The sequence below is a fragment of the Vibrio sp. 10N.261.52.C2 genome, from assembly GCF_041471425.1.
GTDB classification, from domain to species: domain Bacteria; phylum Pseudomonadota; class Gammaproteobacteria; order Enterobacterales; family Vibrionaceae; genus Vibrio; species Vibrio crassostreae_C.
In genome coordinates this window covers 73,861-94,932 of record NZ_JBFROH010000007.1, presented here as the reverse complement: position 1 = coordinate 94,932, position 21,072 = coordinate 73,861, and the positions used below count along the sequence as shown (strand labels likewise).

The following is a 21,072-nucleotide window of genomic DNA, read 5'->3' as shown; positions in this document are numbered from 1 at the left end:
CACTGCAGCCATTGTAGAGATCCCGGGCTAATTCCGGGTGTGAGATTAAGGAAAACGCATGTTTACAGCTACTGATGTGTTAAAGCCAGAATTCAATGAGCAGTCGCTTACTGATCTATGGTCGCTTATCTCACCATTATATATGGTGGATGAAACCCAATGGCTAGAGCAACTTCTGCCGCTAGCTACCCCTTCTGAGTCAGAAAAGCAGCAAATTTCAGAGAAAACGACCTCATTGATCGAAGCTATCCGTGCGGATAAGACTTCTATCCAGATGATCGATGCACTGTTGCTTGAATACAGCTTAGATACTCAAGAGGGCATCTTGCTGATGTGTCTGGCGGAAGCCTTGATGCGTATTCCTGATTCAGCAACGGCTGATGCATTGATTCGCGACAAACTCAGCGTTGCGGATTGGAAATCTCACCTAAAGAATTCTGACTCAGTGTTTGTTAACGCATCCACTTGGGGATTGATGCTAACGGGTAAGGTAGTTGGGCTTTCATCTAAAGAGCAGAGTGCAGGTCAAGCGGTAAACCGCTTAGTGAACAAGCTTTCTGAGCCGGTAATTCGTAAAGCGATGCACCAAGCAATGAAGGTGATGGGTCACCAATTCGTTCTTGGCCGCAGCATTGCTGAAGCGCAAAAGAACGGTAAGTCTATGCGTGATAAAGGTTTTACCTACTCATACGACATGCTAGGTGAAGCGGCATTGACCACTGCTGACGCAAACAAATACTTCAAAGATTACCTAATGGCGATTGAAGCCGTAGGTCGAGACACATACGTCTCTTCAAAATCTAGCCCAGCACCGTCTGTTTCTATCAAGCTTTCTGCGCTTCACCCACGTTATGAAGTGGCGAATGAAGACCGCGTATTGACAGAACTTTGCGACACGTTAGAGCAGCTATTGCGCCGCGCAGTAGAGCTTGATGTTGCAATTACGATTGATGCGGAAGAAGCGGATCGCCTAGAGCTATCTCTTAAACTATTCGAAAAACTGTACCGCACTGACCTTGTAAAAGGGTGGGGTAAATTTGGTCTGGTTATTCAAGCTTACTCAAAGCGTGCACTACCGGTTCTAGTATGGCTAAACCGCCTAGCGAAAGAGCAGGGTGATTTGATCCCGCTTCGCTTGGTGAAAGGTGCGTACTGGGATAGTGAAATCAAATGGTCGCAACAAGCGGGCTTTACTGATTACCCAGTTTACACGCGTAAAGAAGCGACGGATGTGGCTTACCTTGCGTGTGCGCGTTACCTACTGAGCCCAAGCGTTCGTGGCAAGATCTTCCCGCAGTTTGCGAGTCACAATGCTCACACGGTTTCTGCTATTGCAGTAATGACCGAGCATAAAGACTTTGAATTCCAACGCTTACACGGCATGGGTGATTCTCTTTACAACCATGCGATGGAAGCTTACCAACAGTCGGTACGTATTTACGCGCCGGTTGGCAGCCATAAAGATCTACTGCCATACCTAGTACGTCGCTTGCTAGAAAACGGCGCAAACAGCTCGTTTGTACACCGTTTGGTTGACGCTCGTTGCCCAGTGGCAGAGCTGACTCAACACCCTGTCGATATGCTTCTGGCATTCGATACATTGAACAACACTAAGATTCCTCTGCCTCCAGCGGTGTTCCCTGAGCGTAAAAACTCATACGGTGTAAACATTGATATTGAAAGCGAAGCGCATCAGTTTGAAGAGCAAGTAAAAGGCTTCTTAAACAATCAATGGACTGCTGGCCCTGTGATCAACGGTGAATCTCTTGCCGAAAGCATGATCAAGGCTGATCAGAACGTTGAGCAAGTGACTGCACCTTATGATCGTCGTATTAATGTGGGTCAGGTGGCTTTCGCTAACCTTGATCATGTTTCCGCAGCGATCACTGGCGCAGATGCTGCATTCCCTGATTGGAACGCAACATCGGTTGAAACCAAAGCGGCTGCACTTGAGAAGCTGGCTGACCTAATGGAAGACAACCTAGCTGAGCTGGTGGCGATTTGTCATCAAGAAGCGGGTAAGACGATTCACGATAGCGTTGATGAAGTGCGTGAAGCAGTCGACTTCTGTCGTTACTACGCAAAACAAGCAGATAACCTACAAGGTTTCGAACTAAAAGGTTTTGATGGCCAAACACGAATCGCTTCTCGACAAGGTCGTGGTGTGTTCGTTTGTATTAGCCCTTGGAACTTCCCATTAGCTATCTTCCTTGGCCAAATTACAGCAGCTTTGGTTGCGGGTAACACGGTTGTGGCTAAGCCTGCCGAGCAAACAAGCTTGATTGCAGCTCGCGCCGTTGAACTGATGAATGAAGCGGGTTTCCCTGCTGGCACGATTCAGTTACTACCGGGTCGTGGCGCTGAGATCGGCAGTGCGCTAACTAGCCACGATGCGATTGCGGGCATTGCCTTTACGGGTTCAACACCAACAGCACAACGTATCAACGTGTCATTGGCGAGTCGTAACGCTAAGCCTGTTCCGTTTATCGCGGAAACCGGTGGTCAGAATGCGATGATCGTCGACAGTACCGCACTGCCTGAGCAGGTAGTTCGTGATGTTATTCGTTCGGCATTCGCTTCAGCTGGTCAACGTTGTTCTGCACTGCGTGTGCTTTACATCCAAGAAGACATCGCAGACCGTGTAATTGCATTGATTCACGGTGCAATGGACGAGCTGAGTGTTGGCATTCCACATCTTCATAAAACCGATGTCGGCCCTGTTATCGACCAAAACGCGAAACAGAAGTTGTTGGCACACTTAGAAAACATGACCAATACCCAGAAGAAGGTGGCTCAACTTTCTCTAGGTACGGATTGTGAACATGGTGACTTTGTTCCACCAAGTGCGTTTGAAATCGATGACATCAGCTGCTTGAAAGAAGAACAGTTTGGCCCTGTGCTGCATATCGTACGCTTCAAAGCGAGTGAGTTGACACAAGTAGTAGACCAAATCAACCAAACCGGTTTTGGCCTAACTATGGGTATCCACAGCCGTAACGAAACAACTTATCGTTGGATCGAGAAACACATTCGTGTGGGTAACTGCTACATCAACCGTGACCAAGTGGGCGCTGTTGTTGGGGTTCAACCATTCGGTGGTCAAGGCTTGTCGGGTACAGGCCCTAAAGCGGGTGGTCCTCACTACCTATACCGCTTTACTGATGTTCATTTTTCTCAATCACAAGACAAGGTATAAGGAGCAGCATCATGGTTCATCAAGTGACAGGTTTTTCTGATGCTTTGTTAGCGTGGGAACAATGGAATCTTACCGACTTTGATCATAAGAGTGCTCAGGTACTTTCATTTAAATCAGAGATCGAAAGCCAATCTGCGCCTCTGGCAGCGGTGGCGACTTATCATCTAGAGCAAGCGTCTGCGCTGCTTTCAGATCATCATCTAATGGCGGGTCCTACGGGCGAAACCAATGAGTTGTATGCCGCTGGCCGCGGTGTAGCTTTGGTGATTGTTGATGATTGCGAAGAGAAAGTGCCGGCACTGCAAACTGCAACAGCGATGATTACTGCAGCACTATTGGCAGGTAACAGCGTTCAATTGTGCAGTGATGACGTGCAGTTCAATACCTTAATTGCTGATGCTGCAAAACAAGCGAATCTACCAACTAACTTAGTACAGGTTTCCTCGTATGACGCTGCTCAACAGCTGCTGTCTTGCGATGTGCGAAGTGCAGGTTACGTGGGTAATTCACAAACGGCACAAGCTATCAATTTACAGCTTGCTAAGCGTGACGGTGCAATCGTCGGTTTAGTGGCTGAAACGGATCTGGCGACAATGAATGTTGCTAATGATCCACACCTATCGCTGCGCTTCATTACCGAGCGTACGCGAACTATAAATATAACAGCCGTGGGCGGTAACGCGACCTTGCTCGAACTTGGAAGCGAAGCTCACTAACCTTCAGTAAAATTGGCTCTAAGCTCCTTTGGTTGTTTCCATTTTTTGGTTTCTCCATTTTTGGATTCAACCCTTAGTGCTTTGGAGCCTGAATACCTAACTCAATGCACTCGCTTGCCTTTACGGTGAGTGTCTTGCATTGAATTAGGCATGGAAGGCTTTCTACAAAATGAGGACTATCAAATGATAGAAAACAGTTTTGCAATAACGACGACGTTCATTGCGTATCTAATTATGATGCTAGCGATCGGTGTTATTGCTTACAAACGTACATCTAACTCAACTGACTACTTCCTAGGTGGTCGTTCGTTAGGCCCATGGCCTGCTGCACTTTCTGCTGGTGCATCAGACATGAGTGGTTGGTTGCTACTTGGCCTGCCTGGTTACGCTTATGCTGCTGGCTTTGAAGCATTCTGGCTTGCTGGTGGCCTACTGGTTGGTACTTGGGCAAACTGGTTAATCAGTGCTAAACGCCTACGTACTTACAGTATTACAACTGAATCACTGACGCTGCCTGAGTTCCTATCTCGTCGCTTCAACGATAACTCTAAGCTGATCCAAACAATTTCTGCTTTCTTTATCCTTTTATTCTTCCTTTTCTACACAAGCTCAGGCTTGGTAGCAGGTGGTAAATTGTTTGAAACGGTATTCGGCCTAGATTACACAACTGCGGTAATCATCGGTACCGTATGTGTGGTTTCGTACACCCTGTTTGGTGGTTTCCTAGCGGTATCTTGGACTGACTTGGTTCAAGGCCTACTAATGTCTGCTGCGCTATTGATTGTACCAATCGCAGCAATGAACGGCGGCCTTGGCCAGTTATCTACTGACCTTCATAACATCAACCCAGAGCTACTCACGCTATGGAATGATGCGAAAGGTGAGCCTCTTTCTGCTATCGCGATCATCTCGCTAGCGGCATGGGGTCTAGGTTACTTCGGTCAGCCACACATCCTTGCTCGTTTCAAAGCAACACGTAGCAATAAAGACCTAACAACAGCGCGTCGTATCGCGGTGGTATGGTCTGCACTGTCTATGGTTGGTGCAATGCTAGTGGGTCTTGTCGGTCTAATCTACGTGACTAACTCTGGTGCTCCTAAGCTAGATGATGGTGAGAAGATCTTCATGCTTCTTGTGAACGCGATGTTCCACCCAGTAATCGCAGGTATCCTACTTGCTGCAATCCTAGCGGCAATCATGAGTACTGCGGATTCACAGCTATTGGTATCTTCATCTGCACTAGCAGAAGATCTGTACAAGCAAGTACTTAAGAAAGATGCGACGTCTGAAGAGATCGTTCGTGTAGGCCGTTTCGCGGTAATCCTAATCTCTCTTATTGCACTTGTGTTAGCGATGACGCCAGACAGTTCAGTACTTGGCCTTGTGTCTTACGCATGGGCTGGTTTTGGTGCTGCATTCGGCCCAGCTATCGTATTGAGCCTGTACTGGTCTCGTATGAACCGTAACGGCGCTCTAGCGGGTATCGTGGTTGGTGGTGTTACGATTGTACTTTGGAAACAGTTCACGGGCGGTTGGTTCGATGTGTACGAAATTGTACCGGGAATCATCCTATCGACTCTTTCTATCGTTATCGTGAGTCTAATTACGGGCGAGCCTGAAGACGAAGTTAAGAAGCAGCACGCTGAGTTCGAGAAGAACCTCGTTGAGCTAGACTAATTTACATTGTAAAACAGATGTGAATTAGCAAAGAACGTTAGCTAAAAAGAAATTGAAAAATAAAAGCAATAGAGTCACTTCGGTGGCTCTATTTTTTTTGCCTATATCTAAATGCTTTGACCTTGTGTTGCGTCTGGCAAGTTGAGTGTATTGAGCATGTTTACCTTGTTGGTGACGCTGGCTAAGTCATACTTCTAGGCTCAGAGCATTTCAGTTCCTGCGGCGATACATTACTCTTGCTAAGAGTCGTTGAGTGAATGAATAGGAAGTTTATAGTGCCTCAAGTAATCCCGAATATTAGCTTTAACCACGAGAAAACGGCGCAAGCTGAGCTGGAGTTTGTGCCCTTGTCTCGGCTCTATTCAGAAAGCAATATTAACCACGATCCTCAATTGCCTCATCGTGTTAGCTTCTTCTTGATTTTGTTTATTGAACAAGGCTCTGGCACGCACATGGTCGATTTTGAGGACTATCCTTTTAGCCAAGGGAGCGTGTTGTTCATTCAAAGAGAGCAGGTGCACGCCTTTGATTTTAGTAACAAGCCACAAGGCACTGCGGTTTTGTTTACTCAAGCGTTCTTAGACAGCGTTCACGCTAATATGAAGTTGCCAAACTACACGCCTACTCACTTGAACAAGGCGCACTCGGCACTGTTGTCACTAGACGAGTCCCACCAAGAGCGGACGCAAAGTATTATTAAGCAAATTATGACGGAGCTGAATCAGGCAGAATCCGATCCCTTGATTGTCATGTACTTGTTCTCAGCACTAGCTCTGATTCTTCATCGCCTACGACCAGAAGTGAAGCAAGATGCTTTGAGTTTGCAGCAGAACATTAAGTTTGCCCGCTACTTCGAATTGCTTCAAAACAACTACCTGCGCGTGCGTGATGCAAACTGGTACGCCAATCAAATTAATACCACCTACAAGACGTTGAACCAAGTGTGCAAAGTCGCAACGGGGTTAACTGCTAAGCAGATCATCGACTCTTTTACTGTTTTAGAAATGAAGCGTCAGCTGGTGGTAACCAATATTACGTCTCAGAAAATGGCATCGGATTTTGGGTTTGAAGACGCCAGTAATTTCGTTAAGTACTTTAAAAATCATACTCAGATGACGCCTAGTGAGTTTCAAAAGAAGTACTCCAAGCCTTCCCTCTCTGAATAGTGAATGGGTCGAAACGAATCATCTAAGGTTCGATATCTACCATTTTTCTGCCTAAATCCACTCTGCCGTGAGCCTCTCTCGTTGACTAATATAGTTTCCAAGCCAACGAGAGGACTCAATAATGAAAACAATAAATAACACATTCAAATCAACACTACTAACTGCTGGCGTACTTGCTGCTTCTGTTGTTACCGGTTCTGTGGCTGCACAAGAGCTGTCTATTCAAGAAAAAGCGGTAGCGGTCATTTCTAGCATTGAAACGGGTGATGCAAAAGCGGTGAGCTACATTAACCCTGAAAAGTACATTCAACATAACCTAGTGGTAGGTGATGGCTTAGCGGGCTTTGGTGAAGTATTACAAATGCTTCCAGAAGGTTCAGCGAAAGCGCAAGTGAAACGCTCATTTCAAGACGGTGATTTCGTAGTAACACACACTGAATACAACTTCTTCGGCCCTAAAGTCGGCTTTGACGTGTTCCGTTTTGAAGAGGGACAGATAGTTGAGCATTGGGACAACCTGCAAGAAATTGCTAAGCCAAACGCAAGTGGACGAACTCAATTAGATGGTGCGACTAAAGTCGTAGACCTAGAGAAAACGGATCAAAATAAACAGCTTGTCGATGGGTTTGTCAAAGACATCTTGATCGGTGGTGATATGGCGAAGATTAATAACTATATCGACAATGAAGACAGTGCTTACTTACAGCACAACCCAGGTGTAGCCGATGGCCTAAGCGGTTTGGGTGAAGCTTTGGGGGCGTTAGCGGAAGCGGGCATGCCAATGGTTTATACCGCTAACCATAAGATCTTGGGTCAAGGTAACTTTGTGTTGTCGATCAGTGAAGGCCAATTCATGAATAACCACGTTGCTTTTTATGACCTGTTCCGTGTTGATAACGGCAAGATCGTTGAGCACTGGGACACCATCGAAACCATTCCTGCGCGCTCAGAGTGGAAAAATGACAATGGTAAATTTGGCTTCTAAGTTGGAGTTATATTGAACCTAAAATGATTTTATAAATCGGCACTTTCATAATGGGAGTGCCGTTTTTTTGTTGGTGTATTTGATGGAAGATCGCGTTGAGGAGTCGGTTTTAAGGGGGTTTACAATGTAAATTGAAAGCGTAGGATCTGGATCGGTAAATGAAAGATCAATCATATTAATGGCGTTTGACGTCAAAAAATAAAACAGAAAAATGGCTATTTTTTGAACTTAGCGCTCACTTTTGTGATTAGCTCGGTGAATTGTTGAACTGAATTGGACATGATGTGTCAATTGTCAGTAACCACTAAAGACCTATAGGACAAAGGTATGCCAGATCTCTATTGCAAAGGATGTAAAAAAACAACACTACATAAGTCTATAATGAAACGTTGTGAATCAGAGCCCGAGACAGCTTCTGGCCGTATGATGCAATGGACGTCAAAACTATTTAGTGGAAACCTGTACTACGATATGGAAACTCAGCACTTCTGCCGCACGTGTAACTGCCGTTGCGAAACAGGAAGTACTGTTCCCCAAGTTGGTTTAGCTTAACTTACAGTAAGCGCTCACTAACTTAGATCAAAAAACCTCCGTTTTAGGAGGTTTTTGCGTTTCTATGCGGCTTTGAGTGCTAGCTCTGCATCAATGGCGTCGCCATCAATTTTCACATCCCAACCGTAGTTTGAGTACTCATTTGCTAGTGCCTGAGCAACATCTTTTGATACCGTTACGTGTGTCCATGAACCAATACCGTAAGGTTTATATGCGAGTTCTTGCGTTTTCATAATAGAGTCATCCTTTCTCTTTGATAATTATATTATTCACTTTGGCCTATATCCTTTCTTTCGTTTCCGGCTCAACTTATTTGTTAATCGGGTCATTTCTATAATAATTTGTTAATAACCAGAGTTTGATTTATAAGGGTTCTTATCTATTTGTATGTGTTTATATCTGGCGTGAATATCATCCGTGCATTTAGTTTTTAAATGTGTGAGCGAGGTTTTCTTCGATTGCACTTGGTATGGAATATACTGAGCGGAATTTAGAATGTTTAAGGAATGTTATGTCTCAGCATCAGCTCGATCGTATCGATAAAGAGATACTAAGAATTCTGCATATGAAAGGGCGTTTACCTGTTGTTGAACTGGCAAAACAGGTCAACCTTACGACGTCACCTTGCTCTGATAGACTCAAGCGATTGGAGAAAGAGGGCTACATCACGGGCTATCATGCTGAGCTTTGTTCAGAAAAGCTGGGACTCGATGTTCAAGTCTTTATCCATATCCGTCTCGATCAGACTAGCTTTTCGATCTTCGACAAATTTGCCCAAGCCGTGGAAATGATGCCTGAGGTGGAAGAGTGCTACTCACTGTCGGGTGACTTTGACACCATGATCAAGGTTCGAGTAAAAGACATGAAGGCGTACCAAGCGTTTATGGCAACGAAGTTGGGTACTCTACCTGGTGTGATTCAGACACGCAGTGAAGTGGTGATTGAAGAGCATAAAAAGGGCTTCGGCGTGAACCCTGAGTTGTTGGCAACTCTAAAATAGTGGCCTGCTTTCGCCTTACCAAGGTGATTTAGATATAAAAAATGGAAGCTAATAAGCTTCCATTTTTTGTTGAGCGTCAGATAAAGAGCAATCCGGTAAACTTGTTCGGCTTACAGCGTAATGGCCGCAGAGATTAAGCCAATCACACCACCGAATACACCGCCCCAAACCACAAGCCAGCCAAGGTGTTTCTTGATCATGGTCTGAACCATCTCTTTAACCAGTTTAGGTGTTAGTTCATTCAAGCGCTGATCGATGATCGCCTCAATGTTCTCTTTAATTTCATCCATCATCGCAGGCGATTCTAGCTCGTCTTTGATGGCATTTTTTACAGAATCACTCTTGCTGATTTCAATCACAGATTCTTGCATCTTCTCAACAAATGGCGCTTTCATTGGCTCTAGTGCTTCTGTGCCACCAACCATCGCTAACATACCGCCAAACTGAGAGTTCTCGATAACATGCACCAGTGAGTCGAATGCAGGGTTAAAGTCGATCTTCTGAATCACAGGCTCTAGATTGAGCGACTTTCCTGTCATCTCGCTGCTTAGGAAGCGGTCGATGTTACTTTCTGTAAAGAATTGCTCCATCATCAGTTGCTTGATGGCTGCCTTGAACTCTTCAAAGCGCGCTGGAATAACGCCAGAACCGTATAGGCCGGGTACTTTCTCGAACAACATGTGAATCGCAAGCCAGTTGGTGATGGCACCAGAAAAGGCGAATAGGCCTGCGTAAAGCAAGTATTGGTTTGCTGTCGCATAGCCGCCAGCAAGCAGTGCTAACGCAATAACGTTAGTTAAGACACTTTTGTTCATGGTTGATCTCTAGAAAGAATATTGCGCGCATTTTAAGAAAAAAACGCCAAGAAAAAAACAAAAGGATCGATGAAGTTTATTTGGCAGGTAGCAAAGAGCACCAAATAGCAGGCATAAAAAAGGCTAGCCTCCCCCCGAAGTCTAGCCTTATTCCAGAACGCGCAAGCGAGGCGTCTTTGGTGTTAATGTCATTATATAATTACAACATAACATTCTGCTATATGTAATTTACCGTTAATTAACAAATTGGTGTGAATCACATCGCACTTTTAAAATAGCACAAAATTTAAGCGTTCGTAGCTTGCTCAAGATCATCGGCAATGAAGCCACCAGTCTGGTGATTCCATAGCTGCGCATAAATACCATTCTGGTTAATCAGCTCTTGGTGCGTGCCTTCTTCTACGATATTGCCGGCATCAAGCACGATCAGGCGATCCATCGCAGCAATGGTCGACAGGCGGTGTGCAATCGCAATAACCGTTTTGCCTTCCATTAGCTCAATCAAGCTCTCTTGAATCGCGGCTTCTACCTCAGAATCGAGTGCAGAAGTGGCTTCATCGAGAACAAGTAAGGGAGCATTTTTCAAAAGAACACGCGAGATAGCGACACGTTGACGCTGACCACCAGAAAGCTTGACGCCACGTTCACCCACTTGAGCATCGTAACCAACGTTGCCAAACGGGTCGGTTAGCGTTTCGATAAACTCATGAGCGTGCGCCTGTTTAGTCGCCGCGTATACTTCTTCGTCTGATGCCTCTGGTCGACCGTAAAGAATGTTGTCTTTGATCGAACGGTGCAGCAGTGAGGTATCTTGAGTCACCATACCAATGTTGCTACGCAGGGAATCTTGAGTAACGCTCGAGATCTCTTGGTCATCAATCAGGATGCGGCCACTTTCTACATCGTGGAAACGCAGCAGTAAGTTAACTAGGGTCGACTTACCTGCACCCGAACGGCCAACTAAGCCCACTTTTTCACCCGGTTTGATGTTGAGGTTGAGGTTGTTAATCACCCCCTTATTCTCACCGTAGTTAAAGCTCACGTTGTCGAAGTGGATACCGCCTTGTGGAACGTCCAGAGGCTTCGCGCCTTTCTTGTCTTCGATAGCGATAGGCTTAGACAGAGTTTTAATGCCATCAATCACGGTACCTAGGTTTTCAAACAGACCACCGATTTCCCACATGATCCATTTCGACATGCCGTTAATACGCAGAGCCAAGCTGACCGCAATCGCGATTGCACCCACGGTGATCGCGTTGTCTAACCATAGGTAGATAGAGATACCCGCAATGCTGAACACCAATAGATAGTTAGCGAACTCAACGCAGATGTTGAAGCCAGTAACCAAGCGCATTTGGCGATGAACCGTATCTAAAAAGCCTTCCATGCCTTCTTCTGCGTATTCGGTTTCTCTTTTACTGTGTGAGAACAATTTCACGGTGGCGATGTTGGTGTAGCTATCAACAATACGACCCGTCATCAATGAACGAGCATCCGCTTGCTCTGAAGAAACGTCTTTTAGCTTTGGCACGAAGTGCAGTTGAATACCGATGTAAACGAAGAGCCAAATCAGCATCGGGGCCATCAAGCGCCAATCTGATTCAGCAAGCATGAACAGCATCGCCGTGAAGTAAACCGTTACGTAGACAAACACATCGACCATTTTGGTCACGGTCTCACGCACCGCGAGCGAGGTTTGCATCACTTTAGTCGCGACACGTCCGGCGAAGTCATCTTGATAGAAGGACAGGCTTTGCTTCAAAAGGTAGCGGTGTGCTAACCAACGAATCGACATTGGGTAGTTGCCCAGCAAAGTTTGGTGAAGCAATAGCGAGTAAACACTGATCAAGATTGGCATCACAACCAACAGCAGAATACCGAGCCCCATCAATGTCGATTCGTTGTCTGCTAAGAAAGTGTCTGGGTTGCTTGTTGATAGCCAGTCGACCAATTGCCCCATGTAACCGAACAGCGCGACTTCGATGATCGCGATGGTCATGCTCATCAACCCGAGCAAAATCAATGGTTTTTCGAAACCTCGAGTGTAATGGCGGCAGAATGCCAGTATGCCAGTAGGAGGTTGTATCGGCTCTCCCTTTGGAAAGGCTTCAGTAAAGCCTTCAAATTTCTTGTACATAGATTTCCCTTTATAAACTAGTGCATCTATAAGCGACTGCATCGTTGGTGCAGCTTTGTTTTTATGGTCTTGATTCGAAATTTAACTGCCTTAGTTTGAAATTATATAAGCGCCCATGGGTTCTTATCAGCATTAAGTCATTCGATGGATTTTGTTCTAGCGCCTATTTAGGCACTTGGCTTTAAAACACTAAAACTTTGTCTAAGCGATACAGGAAAGGTCCAAAGAGTGTCTTTCATGACGCGTATTTTAGATTGAATTAGACAGGAAAAGTTAAGCTTATTTCAAACGTAATTGATTGTTATGCAACGGTGATAATCCTAACGTTAAATGGATTGAATTGTAATCAAAACTCGTGATGGGCGAGAAAATGGAATCAGAATATTTATCCATAAAGTGACTTAACGAATATGCATACAGTTGGTTCTTTCTGATGTGCTGTTATCTTGCAGTAAAAATTACCGATTAATCTAAGATCTGCAGTAATTGTTTGGGATAAATATTCAAATCAATATTCTTTTCAGTGAATCTTGTTGTAACAAGTTGTTTACAATTCTGAAGTAAATAAAAGATAGGGACGGTTGAAATGTTAAACCTACACAAAAAATCACTTCATATCACTAATGTTCAAAACGCCAATTGCGTTGTTATGGTGCCACCAAAAGAGTTTAAATTTAACGAAGAAACAGCACGTGATAACGAATTTCAGCACAGAGTTAATCTGACCGAAGCTGAGGTGAAAGTAGAAACGATGGCCGAATTTAAAGCTATGGTCGCTTCGTTGCGTAAAGAAGGTGTGCAAGTTGTAGAGTTTGATTACCCAGAATTGGGCGTTGAAACTCCGGATGCTGTTTTCCCAAACAACTGGTTCAGTACCTGTAGTGATGGAAGCTTATTCACGTTCCCTATGGCGTGTGAAAACCGTCAGAATGAAGTTAAGCCAAATGCTCTTATTGAAGCGTTAGAAGCGTCGGGTCGCATTGTTAACCATAGCGAGTCTCTAGAGTCTTACATCGCGCAAGGTTCTTATCTAGAGAGCACGGGCGTGATGGTGATCGACCATATCAACAAGACCATCTACGCTGCGCTTTCTCAGCGTTGTGACCGCGAAGTGTTAGAAGATTATGCGAAGCGCATTGGTTATTCTCGCGTGGTGTCATTCCAAACAGCACTGCCGTCTGGTCAGCCGATCTACCACACCAATGTGATGATGGCGATTGGTGATAATTTCTGCGTGATCTGTGATGAAGTGATCCCAGAGTTTGAGCGCCGCTTTGTGGTGAAGTCGCTTGCTAAAGATAAGCAGGTTATCTCTATCTCAATTGATCAGATGAACCGTTTCTGTGGCAACATCCTGCAGCTTGAAACCGTGAATGGCGACAAGGTGATCGCGATGTCTCAATCGGCTTACGATGCGTTTTCTCCAGCCCAGTTAGCTCAGCTTTCGACGCATGGAAAACTGCTGCCATTTAACGTGAAAACGATTGAAGACATTGGCGGTGGTTCGGTGCGATGCATGTTGGGTGAGGTGTTTTTACCAACGCGAGTAAATCGTCTGTAACAAGCACTCACTTTCAGTAATGAATCTTTGAATACCACTCTTATCGCAGAGTGGTATTTTTGTCTTTCACATATAAGAGAACAGAGCTCGATACAGGAGTCAACGCGCAAAAGCTAATGGAAATAAGCTATGAAGCGTCCTTAAAAGCTCTGTGTTCGATGAACTGAGCCGACAGTGTTACGACTTCTTTGGAGTAGACAAGCGCCGTGTGGTTGAGTTTGAGGGCGTAAGTATCCGTTGCTCCTCTCAGGTTGGCGTCTTCGAGTGTGACTGTGCCATCGCCCGGGTTTTTCCCCAGTACAATACGTCCAACTCCGGCGTCGTAGGTGCCTGTAATCACGCCAATCGGCACATCAATATCGTAGTCACCCAAGCCATCACTTAAGATCATTTTGCTCGAACCAAATATAAATCCAAGACCATGATTCGAAAGCGTTTTGGCTATGGTTGCCCCATTGTGCGGCGTACCTGCGGTAATAATGCAGGTGTCTGCAAAGTCGGGTTGGTAGAACTTAAAGTAGTGGCGAATCAGCAAGCCACCGAGTGAGTGACCAAAGAAATAGACCTCATCGTACTCATTAAAGCGAGCATTTACGAAGCGATTGAGGCGTTTGGCTGCAGAAGGGAAACGCAGCGAGTTGTAGGCAAACTTGTGCGTTGTAAAGCCGCGTTTTTTGAAGTTTCTATCCAGATATAGCATGATCAACGCAGGCATATATAGACCATGAATTAAAACTATATGTTTGTTTTTATTATTCATTTTTGTCCTCCGTCTGATGATGTTTTCAGTATATGGAGTCGCAATTCTAAACTCAACAAAACTTGCTGTGAATGGGACACAATAGACAGAGAGTGTCGTAGTGGCAGTTCGTTATTCTGACCTGACCCCGCCATAAACGTCTATAGTTAATCCCCCTTGTTTGGCATAGGTATTGGGTGTTAGGCCAATGGTTTTCTTGAGGTAACGAATTAGGTGCGGTTGGTCACTAAACCCAAATTGAAAGGCGACGTCCATCCAGTCGATGTCATCCAAATTTCTCTTATACAAGTATTCCAACATAGCTTCGAGTTTGTTCATCGATTGGCACTGTTTTAATGTCAGCCCTGTTACCTTGTTGAAGCTTCTCTCTAATGTTCTTTGCGAGCAAAACAGCTTGTCGCTAAGCTCTGCAATCGGCGTCGAATCAAGTACACCCAACACTTTGTGAGTGATTTCACTGTGTCTATCTGTTTTACCGGTCGATAACCATGGAAGTAGTAAATCATCCAGCTTCTGGCAACAAGCTTCAAAGTCGGTTTGAGCAAGCTTAATCAGTGACATCGTATCGACATCAGAGTTGTTTAGTAAATCTGCAAGGTCGATGGTATTGACGCGATCTAGGCTTGGGTGCGGGCAATCAGGGGTGACTAACGAATACAAAGCACCAACGTGGAACTTGATGCCCAAGTGAATAAACGGCTTCGAGTGATCAAGTTCAATGGCTTTGTGATGGGGCAGCAACAGGTGGCTGCCAACCCCTTGCTCGACTTGCTGCTCTATTGTGTAGTGATACGGCTGATCGCAGGGGGACAGGATTAAATGCGCTGAAGGGTCAGGGTTGAGTATCGGAAACTGATGAGTTTGGGCATCGGGCGTTTTCTCGATAAGCCAGTAGCAATCAATGAACTGAGCGATTTCAGGGGATTTTGGCGACTGTAACCAATTGATCATTCGAACTTCTATTTCTGATGAGTACTTTACCACTATATGTGGATATCGTTGTCTGTGACAGTTTTATCCATACTAAGTGCTTGCGCTTGGCATCTTAGCTTCACTTCACACTGAGTGCGCATGCTCAGTGCGAGGTAAAGCTGAGTTTTCAACTAGCGAAAATCAAACTGTAAGATGCGATGCTTTGATGACAACCCAGCGCGTGTGATAGCTTTTTGCGCGCCAATATTGCTATTTTCTGTTGAACAGATAACTTCCAAATCTTGCTGGTTAGCGTGCTGCTTTAGAAAGTTAAGAACACGCGTCGCTAAGCCTTTACCGCGTTCTTGTTGAGCGACAATCATACCCAGGTCGGCAAACTGTGTTTGATGCTCATCGAACTTACGGCACTCACCGGCTGCGAGAACGCTGCCATTTTCCCAGTAGCCCCATAACTCTTGGCGGGCAATCAAATTGCCGTAGTAGCCGGTTAACCACTCTTTTGGCGCACCAATCGTTGATGAAGCAAATTCGACTAATTGATCGAGTTGTTCTTGCGTCGCGAGAGTCATCTCGATGTCTTCAATACGACCTGAATTACGACTAGAGTTAGCTTCTTGGTCTTGGCAATACATCAAGGAGTTCACCTTAAATGAATGGGTGTTATCCATGCATAGTGACAAGTATTGTGGTTCTGCCGTGCTTACGAATGCGCCTTTCACTTCACCAATCACAGAGCTGTTGTTTTCTACGATTAAGGTAAACAAGTCTTCTATATTGGTGTTGGCTGTTGGTGCTAGGTAGAATTGAAGTAAGTAACCTTCTCCGTTCAATACGCAATACCCCACAAGTTTGTCATCTTCGTAAAAGCCGTAATGGTCAGACATAGGTACAAAGCCAAAATGCCACATGCCATCGAGTGGAGCTGTAGATTCAGCAAAGTAAGCCGTTTTAAGTTCGCTTAAGTCGCTAAGTACTGAGATTTTTTTGATGTCTAACATCGCGTTAATTCCTGTTGTTTCGATTCGGTAGAGTGCGTGGTTGTCATCTTGTTCTCAGGTGCGTCAACGGACGATGAGATAAATTGATTAGCCAAGCCACGTTTCAATAGCAGCAATTGTAGGTGAGTACTCTAGATTGATATTGAATAAAAACGACAGTTTTGAAAGGCGTGTAAGTATTAACAGGAGAGCTTATGTTAATTGAAAGAGGGCAAGATATCTTACCCTCTGTTGAACTTATTGATGTGGAAGTTCAACAGAGGGCGCATTACTTATCTGAGTCTTCAGCTTTGATGAGTTTTGTATCGACAGTTTCACTCTTTAACTCAGGATCAACTAATACCTTTATCACGCCTTTTTGTAGGATCAGGTTATTAGGGTAGGTGATAATGTTGCCCGAACTGTGTCGAAGAATAACATGGAACATGGTGATATCGATGATCACACCGCTGATGTCTTCGTCTTTCTCCGCGACTCTTACTCTGTCGCCAATGCGATAAGGGAAGACGAAAAATATTAGTACGCTGGCTGTGAGGTTACTTAGAATCGACCATTGCGCGAATAAAGCGACACCCAGCACCGCAAATATCGAAGACAAGAACAGAGAAATATCACCAAAACCCAAGTTAAGAACAATCGTAAACACAGCGATGAAGAGTAGAAACAGAACAATATTGAAACACTTAATCACGAACTGCTTTCGCTTCAATTCGACACGCTTATTTTCCGCTAATGTTTCTATCCAGTTCTTACCTAAGCGTTTGATCACCCAATACACAGTGATAAGAAGTAAACCTAAAACTACTTGTCTAAGCCACATATTGGATTGCAAAAACTCAACCATTAAATAAACCTCAATTTTTTCAAAATAACGACCTCTGCCGCTATGACCACGAGCAGCCCAACGCAAAATAGTGGAAATGCTATCGGGTTATCTGTTCCGGGTATCCCAGCGATATTGACACCCAGTAAACCGGTGAAAAACCCAGCAGGGAGGAAAATACCTGCAATGATAGAAAATAGGTACGTATTTCTATTCATTTTTTCAGCTTGTTGCTGACTTAGGCTCGCTAAAAATACATTAATTTGTTCGATGTAAAACTCAACAGACTCGTTAATTCTCAGGATGGTATCAAGGCTGTTCTTTATATGACTGTTGTGCTTACTCAATGGCGCAGGTAGGTCACTCATTAAATCTTCAAAAACGTATTTCTGTGGCTTCAAATAACGCCTCAGTCTGAGTAGCCTTGAATGTAGAGCGTTAAAGGATCTTATGTCGATATTGGATGTAGATTCTAACTCGTCAATTAATAGTTCGACGGGTGCTAGGAAGGTTGAAATACTGTGGTTGATTCCACGGATCATGCCCAACAACACATCAGGTAATGATGTAGGGCCTTGGTTTTGTTTGAGATCAGATATCAGATTACTGACCGCTTTTGAAGGAACTTTACGTGTCGATATTAAAGTGCCTTTGTACCATAAGATGCGTAGGCTAAGCATGTCGTCAGGGTTAGCACCTTCGTTTAGATTAATGCCTCGCAGAATCATCAAAAAACAGTCGTGGCCAAATTGTTCGAACCGAGGGCGGGTGTCATCGGTGAGTAATGAATCGATGATGGCATTTGGAACCGTATTACTGTGGAGCCATTCTCTCAAACCGTCAGCATCTCTTTGGCAGTGATACCAAGTTGATTGCTCGAATGAGGCTGGGCTGGTGGTGTGTTCATGTGCCACCCCCTCAGAAAATTGCCAGCTTGAAATTATGAAAGCGTCCATTCATTTGTCCTTAATGATATGACGTAAACATTGATATTAGGCGCCATTCAGGCGCGGTATTGAACTGAGCTTAATCGTGGTAAGTTCAATGAGCGATGTGAGTGAGATGAAGTCTAATAAGACATGTTGGTCTTTGGAGTACGACGGACTCTTCCATTATTGTCTCTATTAAATGTAGCTCATTGTTTCGTCGTTATAAATTAGCACTCTGGCTCCATGTTAGCGACGAAAAAAAGAAAAGACCGAGGTCTTTTCTTTTTAGGGGAGGTTGCGGAGAGCTTGCTCAGGCAACTCGAGTTTTCCGATGGTTTACATAAGCAAAAGCACTAGCGACAAGAAGCAAAAATGTCTTGGTTCTCTCGGTATTCTTTGGTTTGCACGTCCATTAGGCCAAGCAAGGAGTCGAACAGGTTATCGTGAGAAAAGCTCTGCTCTTTCCCCGCCTTTCTTAAGCAGGTTTGGTTTATCCCTTTCTGCTCGGCGAAGCCATCAGACATCCACATGATCATAGGCACATGGGTTTGCTCTTTCGGTGCCAATGAATAAGGCATACCGTGCAAGTAGACGCCGTTTTCCCCTAAAGATTCACCATGATCGGAAATGTACATCAGCGCCACGTTGTACTTATCGGTGAGTTTCTCTAGTTTTTGCATAGCCTGTGAGAGAAAGAAATCCGTATACAAGATGGTGTTGTCGTAGGTGTTAACCACTTGCTCTTTGGTGCAGTTTTCGATATCTGCACGAGCGCAGTCTGGGGTGAATTTCTTATGTTCTTCTGGATAGCGTTCAAAGTAAGTCGGGCCATGAGAACCAGAAATATGGTAGAAAATGATGCTATCTTGCTTGAGATCTTGCGTATCTTGTTCGAAGTTCTCTAGCATCGCTGTGTCGTAGCATACGTCGTTATTACACAATGGGTCGCTGTCTTTGGCGATGAGCGTCATCTCTTTGATTCGATGTGCGACCGCCTTATCCCCACCATCATGTTCTCTCCAAATAGAGTGAATGCCCGCGCGGTTCATAATGTCGACCACGTTATCTTGGTTGTAGGCTTTGTCGCGATCATAGTTGCTGCGATTCATGTTCGAGAACATGCAGGGTACTGAAACTGCGGTGGCTGTACCGCACGACTGAACATCAGAGAAAAATATCGGGTTATAAGGCTTGGTATGAGCGTTGGTTTCTCTCTCATAGCCATAATATTGGTAGTTATACACGCGAGCGGTTTCGCCAAGCACAAACACCAATAAGGTCGGTTTGGTTGCCGCTTTTGCTTGTGGCTTGAGTTGAGCATCTAATCCCAATTCTTGATAGGGGATGGGCTGTTTGATGTAGGTGTTATTGATGTATTTGACTGTTGATGCTACATACTCGGTCGGAATGATCATCTTTTTGATGTGCGAGTTATTGCGACCAATCGATACGTAATCTTTGTAGAAAAGCCCGGCGATAATCGCAATGACGATCAAGGAAGAGAGCAAGCCAATCGATTTCCAGACAAAGAAATCCTTCCAAGACTCTTTTTCAAGTTTGGTAAACAACAGGATGAGAGATGGAATACCACCCATAGCCAGTAGCCATAAGATCGAGTGACCACTGATATAGCTGGCTGCTTCACCGCTATTGGTCTCAAACACATTCTCTATCATGCCGTAGTCGACGAATATGCCGTAATTGAACATGCTGTAGCTGACTAAGGTTGAGGTGATCAGCAATAAGATGAAAAACGGCTTAGAGAAAATAGGCCAGTTGAAGACTTGGAAGATTAAATTAAAGGCAGCAAGGAAGAAGATAGGAATGGAGATAAGAAACGCAACGCTTTCAGACTTCGATGCCTGAACAATACTAAACAGTTCTTGGGAGAGAGGTAGATTGACGACAAGCAGATAATACACGGCCAACACAAAAGGCAGCTTGTTTATCGACATGTTAAAGCTTGGTAGATTCATAGGTCTTGTTTTCCTGCGTCTCTTATCCCTTTATTTTAGTCTCGCTACCAAGAAAGCTCTAATATCAACGCATAAAGCTCAGTAAGTAATGGTGAGCGATAAACCGGCTAAAGTGAAATGACGCGATAGTGCGTGTAGAAACAAAAAATTCACTTTACTGAGTGACCTTCATGACAAGGTGGAACAGCAAAGTGAATTAGTATGTTCAGCTTATTCTATGTGGTTCAATCACATTAGAAGTTGTAAGAACCACCGAAGCTAATGCTGTTGAAGGCAAGTGTTTTGTCTTCTTTCTTAAAGCCGTAGTCGTTCTCAACACTCACTGCGTCTGCTTGTGAGATTAGGCGTAGTGTTAGATGTTCGATTGGCGTGTATTCAACACCAACACCAAAGTGGAAACCGGTACCGCTGTCATCATCGTAACCAGCGCTCTTATTTGCGTGTAGGTCAACAGAGCTTAAACCAGCCAATACGAACGGACGAATCGTGTTGTCGAACGTGTAACCTAGGTTTGCTGATACAGAAACAGACGTTGGAGACATTTTTTCTGTACCTTTTTTGTAGTCTGCGTAGTCGTTGTAGCCAAGCTCAGCACCTACGATACGGTTGAACTGGTAGCCGCCGTATAGGTTGTAACCCATGCCGTCTGAGTCTAGGTTGCCTTGACCGTCTGTATCAGAATCTTGGTACACACCAAGACCGCCACCGATGTACGCACCACCGTCAGTGCCTGCTGCTAATGCAGGAAGAGAAACCGCGCCGATTAAACCCAGTGCTAATGCTGATTTCGCGAATTTGTTCATTGTTCTTACTCACTCTTTAATGTCATGCAGTATCAATTATTTTTG

Annotated in this window: 17 protein-coding genes; 7 read left to right on the top strand and 10 right to left on the bottom strand. The window is 44.7% G+C overall.

Features of this window, described 5'->3' with window-relative positions:
* The first annotated feature begins 58 nt into the window (after positions 1-58).
* The 5 genes from putA (at position 59) to AB4307_RS01600 (ending at position 7,740) form a co-directional block, all read left to right on the top strand.
* Complete coding sequence (gene putA / locus AB4307_RS01620; protein WP_372130908.1) at positions 59-3,196, top strand: bifunctional proline dehydrogenase/L-glutamate gamma-semialdehyde dehydrogenase PutA; 3,138 nt, start codon at positions 59-61, stop codon at positions 3,194-3,196.
* Between the two features lie 11 nt (positions 3,197-3,207).
* Positions 3,208-3,912, top strand: a complete 705-nt coding sequence (locus tag AB4307_RS01615; protein ID WP_372130906.1) for a 1-pyrroline-5-carboxylate dehydrogenase — start codon at positions 3,208-3,210, stop codon at positions 3,910-3,912.
* A 150-nt stretch (positions 3,913-4,062) separates the two neighbouring features.
* Positions 4,063-5,589, top strand: a complete 1,527-nt coding sequence (gene putP, locus AB4307_RS01610) for a sodium/proline symporter PutP (protein ID WP_372130904.1) — start codon at positions 4,063-4,065, stop codon at positions 5,587-5,589.
* Positions 5,590-5,864: 275 nt separating this feature from the next.
* Positions 5,865-6,755 (top strand): helix-turn-helix domain-containing protein, encoded by an 891-nt coding sequence (locus tag AB4307_RS01605; protein WP_372130902.1) that lies wholly within the window; start codon positions 5,865-5,867, stop codon positions 6,753-6,755.
* A 121-nt stretch (positions 6,756-6,876) separates the two neighbouring features.
* Complete coding sequence (locus AB4307_RS01600; protein ID WP_372130900.1) at positions 6,877-7,740, top strand: nuclear transport factor 2 family protein; 864 nt, start codon at positions 6,877-6,879, stop codon at positions 7,738-7,740.
* 614 nt (positions 7,741-8,354) lie between these two features.
* Here the strand turns inward: AB4307_RS01600 and AB4307_RS01595 are convergent.
* Positions 8,355-8,525 (bottom strand): hypothetical protein, encoded by a 171-nt coding sequence (locus AB4307_RS01595; protein WP_019823299.1) that lies wholly within the window; start codon positions 8,523-8,525, stop codon positions 8,355-8,357.
* Between the two features lie 278 nt (positions 8,526-8,803).
* Between AB4307_RS01595 and AB4307_RS01590 the strand changes: the two genes are divergently transcribed.
* Complete coding sequence (locus AB4307_RS01590) at positions 8,804-9,292, top strand: Lrp/AsnC family transcriptional regulator (protein ID WP_004732526.1); 489 nt, start codon at positions 8,804-8,806, stop codon at positions 9,290-9,292.
* A gap of 110 nt (positions 9,293-9,402) precedes the next feature.
* Here the strand turns inward: AB4307_RS01590 and AB4307_RS01585 are convergent, their stop codons facing one another.
* Together AB4307_RS01585 and AB4307_RS01580 are read right to left on the bottom strand one after the other, a co-directional pair.
* Entirely contained in the window at positions 9,403-10,107 is a 705-nt protein-coding gene (locus AB4307_RS01585) for a DUF445 domain-containing protein (RefSeq protein WP_102398383.1), read from the bottom strand.
* 286 nt (positions 10,108-10,393) lie between these two features.
* Positions 10,394-12,244, bottom strand: coding sequence for an ABC transporter ATP-binding protein (locus AB4307_RS01580; RefSeq protein WP_102398384.1), 1,851 nt, complete (start codon positions 12,242-12,244; stop codon positions 10,394-10,396).
* Between the two features lie 586 nt (positions 12,245-12,830).
* Here AB4307_RS01580 and AB4307_RS01575 point away from each other — a divergent pair.
* Entirely contained in the window at positions 12,831-13,805 is a 975-nt protein-coding gene (locus tag AB4307_RS01575) for an arginine deiminase-related protein (RefSeq protein WP_017061193.1), read from the top strand.
* 127 nt (positions 13,806-13,932) lie between these two features.
* Here the strand turns inward: AB4307_RS01575 and AB4307_RS01570 are convergent, their stop codons facing one another.
* The 7 genes from AB4307_RS01570 to AB4307_RS01540 all read right to left on the bottom strand — a co-directional run bounded on the left by AB4307_RS01570 (position 13,933) and on the right by AB4307_RS01540 (position 21,027).
* Entirely contained in the window at positions 13,933-14,565 is a 633-nt protein-coding gene (locus AB4307_RS01570; RefSeq protein WP_017061192.1) for an esterase/lipase family protein, read from the bottom strand.
* A gap of 111 nt (positions 14,566-14,676) precedes the next feature.
* Positions 14,677-15,516, bottom strand: a complete 840-nt coding sequence (locus tag AB4307_RS01565; RefSeq protein ID WP_017062012.1) for a helix-turn-helix domain-containing protein — start codon at positions 15,514-15,516, stop codon at positions 14,677-14,679.
* 152 nt (positions 15,517-15,668) lie between these two features.
* The gene (locus AB4307_RS01560) at positions 15,669-16,496 is read right to left on the bottom strand and encodes a GNAT family N-acetyltransferase (protein ID WP_065584472.1); all 828 of its coding nucleotides are present in this window, start codon (positions 16,494-16,496) and stop codon (positions 15,669-15,671) included.
* Between the two features lie 268 nt (positions 16,497-16,764).
* Complete coding sequence (locus AB4307_RS01555) at positions 16,765-17,340, bottom strand: mechanosensitive ion channel family protein (protein WP_017062014.1); 576 nt, start codon at positions 17,338-17,340, stop codon at positions 16,765-16,767.
* Positions 17,340-18,275: a CorA family divalent cation transporter gene (locus AB4307_RS01550; protein WP_372130898.1), complete on the bottom strand. Its 936-nt coding sequence runs from the start codon at positions 18,273-18,275 to the stop codon at positions 17,340-17,342. Before AB4307_RS01550 ends, AB4307_RS01555 begins: the two co-directional genes overlap by 1 nt.
* Positions 18,276-18,601: 326 nt before the next feature.
* Positions 18,602-20,224 (bottom strand): phosphoethanolamine transferase, encoded by a 1,623-nt coding sequence (locus AB4307_RS01545; RefSeq protein WP_372130896.1) that lies wholly within the window; start codon positions 20,222-20,224, stop codon positions 18,602-18,604.
* A 233-nt stretch (positions 20,225-20,457) separates the two neighbouring features.
* A complete protein-coding gene (locus AB4307_RS01540) occupies positions 20,458-21,027 on the bottom strand; it encodes a porin family protein (protein WP_372130894.1) in 570 nt (189 codons plus the stop codon).
* Positions 21,028-21,072: the final 45 nt, after the last annotated feature.